Source organism: Rhodobaculum claviforme (assembly GCF_016653255.1).
In the GTDB taxonomy this organism is placed as follows: domain Bacteria; phylum Pseudomonadota; class Alphaproteobacteria; order Rhodobacterales; family Rhodobacteraceae; genus Rhodobaculum; species Rhodobaculum claviforme.
Genome location: NZ_NHSD01000207.1, coordinates 1 through 2568 on the forward strand (window position 1 = coordinate 1; position 2568 = coordinate 2568).

General features: G+C 65.0%; 1 protein-coding gene and 2 pseudogenes. 2 read left to right on the forward strand and 1 reads right to left on the reverse strand.

Annotation, left to right across the window (positions count from 1 at the left end; all coding sequences use genetic code 11):
- Positions 1-171: 171 nt before the first annotated feature.
- The gene (locus CCR87_RS07340; RefSeq protein WP_201156903.1) at positions 172-1818 is read left to right on the forward strand and encodes an IS1634 family transposase; all 1647 of its coding nucleotides are present in this window, start codon (positions 172-174) and stop codon (positions 1816-1818) included.
- Between the two features lie 78 nt (positions 1819-1896).
- On the opposite strand, the pseudogene CCR87_RS07345 reads toward CCR87_RS07340, so the two are convergent.
- A pseudogene (locus CCR87_RS07345) lies at positions 1897-2318 on the reverse strand (IS5 family transposase); the annotation flags it as partial.
- Positions 2319-2457: 139 nt separating this feature from the next.
- Between CCR87_RS07345 and CCR87_RS07350 the strand changes: the two are divergent.
- Positions 2458-2568 (forward strand): annotated as a pseudogene (locus CCR87_RS07350) (IS5/IS1182 family transposase); the annotation flags it as partial.

The window sequence follows — 2568 nt, forward strand, 5'->3', positions numbered from 1 at the left end:
CCGAACTTCGACAGTTCGCGGGCGAATTTTGGCGGCCGGACTCTTCCCGGTTCTGTATTTTCAATGGGATGGGCGGGGTCGATGCGGCACTGACAGCAAGCTTTGTCGTCACACGATGTCTTATGTTTCTAGATTGATCACTGGCGATCAGACAGGTACTGTCGCCACAGAATGTATACGCGCATCACCAGGACCGGAGGCCGCCAGTATCTGCAGCTGGTCGAGTCGTTCCGAAACGACGCCGGCAAGGTGCGGACCCGCGTCGTGGCCAACCTCGGACGCCTCGACCAGATCACGCCGGAGCGGCTGGATCCGCTGATCAACGGGCTCAATCGGGCGGTCGGTCGGGCCGCGAATACCGCCTCCGAGGTCATCCAGGAGCCCGGCCGCAGCTTTGGCGACGTTTTTGCGCTCCACGAAATCTGGCGGGACCTCGGGATCGACACGGCGCTGACGCGCGCGTTGCGGTCCTCACGCAGGGAAATCGATGCCGAGGCGTTGGTCAGGGCCATGGTCTTCAACCGGCTGTGCGATCCGACGAGCAAGCTGGGCTGTCTGCGCTGGCTGGAGACGGTCGCCATGCCGGCGATGCCCGACGGCGTCACTCACCAGCATCTTCTGCGCGCGATGAACGCGCTCATGGACCATGGCCACGCCGTCGAAGCCGCTCTGGCACGCCAGATCCGGCCGTTGGTCGATCGTGATCTGGCCGTCGTCTTCTATGACCTGACCACGGTACGCATCCACGGCGAGGGCACGGTCGAGGACGATCTCCGCGCCTACGGTATGAACAAGGAGCGCGGCGGCATCGCCCGGCAGTTCGTGTTGGGTGTGGTCCAGACCGCCGATGGCCTGCCGCTCATGCACACGGTGCATCCGGGCAACGTCGCCGAGACGAAGACGCTGCAGGCCATGCTGGCGAGCGTGCTGGAGCGCTTCCCGATCCAGCGGGTCATCCTCGTCGCCGACCGGGGGCTGCTGAGCCTCGACAACATCGATGAACTGACCGCGCTGGCCAACAAGGGTGACCGCCGGCTGGAGTTCATCCTGGCCGTGCCGGCGCGCCGCTATGCCGAGCTGGTGGACACCTTCCGTGCCCTCACCTTCGACGACGCGGGCCTCGCCGAGGCCACCTTCGCCGGCCACCGCCTGATCGTCGCCCATGACCCGCTGCGCGCCGAGGAGCAGACCGCCCGCCGCCGATCCCGCATCGCCGAGCTTGAAACGATGGCCGAGAAGATGGTGGCGAAGCTCGACGCCCAGGACGAGGGACAGACCGCCAGGGGCCGGCGCGCCTCCGATCGCGGTGCCTACAGCAGGTTCTGCCGGGCTGTCGCCGAGGCCGAGATGACCCGCTTCATCAAGCCCGACTTCACCGCCGACCGCTTCTCCTGGTCGGTGGACGAGGCGGCCGTCGCCGAGGCGCAGCTCTTCGACGGCAAGCTCGCGCTGATCACCAACGCACCCGACCTGGCCCCGGCCGACGCCGTCGCCCGCTACAAGGCACTGGCCGATATCGAGCGCGGCTTCCGCGTGCTGAAATCCGACATCGAGATCGCGCCAGTCCACCACCGCCTGCCGGATCGCATCCGCGCCCACGCGCTGATCTGCTTCCTCGCCCTTGTCCTCTACCGCGTCATGCGCATGCGCCTGAAGGCGAAAGGCCACGCCGCCAGCCCCCGAACAGCGCTCGATCTCCTCGCTCGCATTCAGAAACACACCGCCCACATCGGCCCACGCACCTTCAACGGCACCAGCACAACCACCCCGGAGCAACTCGACCTCTTCGACGCCCTGAGCCTGCACAAACCCGCCTGACGCCAGATGTCGTCACACAAACGCCAATCGCGCGTCAACAATATCAATCACCTACGCGATTAACTGTCGAAGTTGGGAGAACTGGATCGGACGCCCTTGGCTGTCGGTCACGGCGTGCAGCTTGGTGTTCATCCCGCCCTTGGTGCGGCCGATCAGGCGTCCACGCCCCCCTTTTTCACCCGCAGGCTGGTCGCTGTCCGGTGCGTCTTGAGATAGGTCGCGTCGATCATCGCCGTCTTCTCCTCGGGCTCCTCGGCGGCCAGTCCCGCGAGGATCCGGGCGAACACGCCCCTCTCGCTCCAGCGCTTCCAGCGATTGTAGAGGGTCTTGTGCGGCCCGTATTCCTTCGGCGCGTCGCACCAGCGCAAGCCATTGCGATTGATGAAGATTATCCCGGAAAGTAGGCGCCGGTCGTCGACCCGCGGCTTGCCGTGGGACTTTGGGAAGTAGGGCTCGATGCGCGCCATCTGCGCATCCGTCAGCCAGAAGAGATTGCTCATGTCACCGCTCGCTTTTCGAGCAGTGAATCAGAAGCTTAGACCCCCATCAATGGGTCCTGACCCTAGGCTCAGGACCCATTGATCTGCTTGCGGCTCGCCGGTTGGCGTGATTCACGGCCCTCAATCAACGGGGGGCATGATGAGCAATCTGTTCTGGCTGACGGACGCGCAGATGGCGCGGCTACGACCGTTCTTTCCAAAGAGCCATGGCAAGCCGCGGGTCGACGACCGACGTGTGCTGAGCGGGATA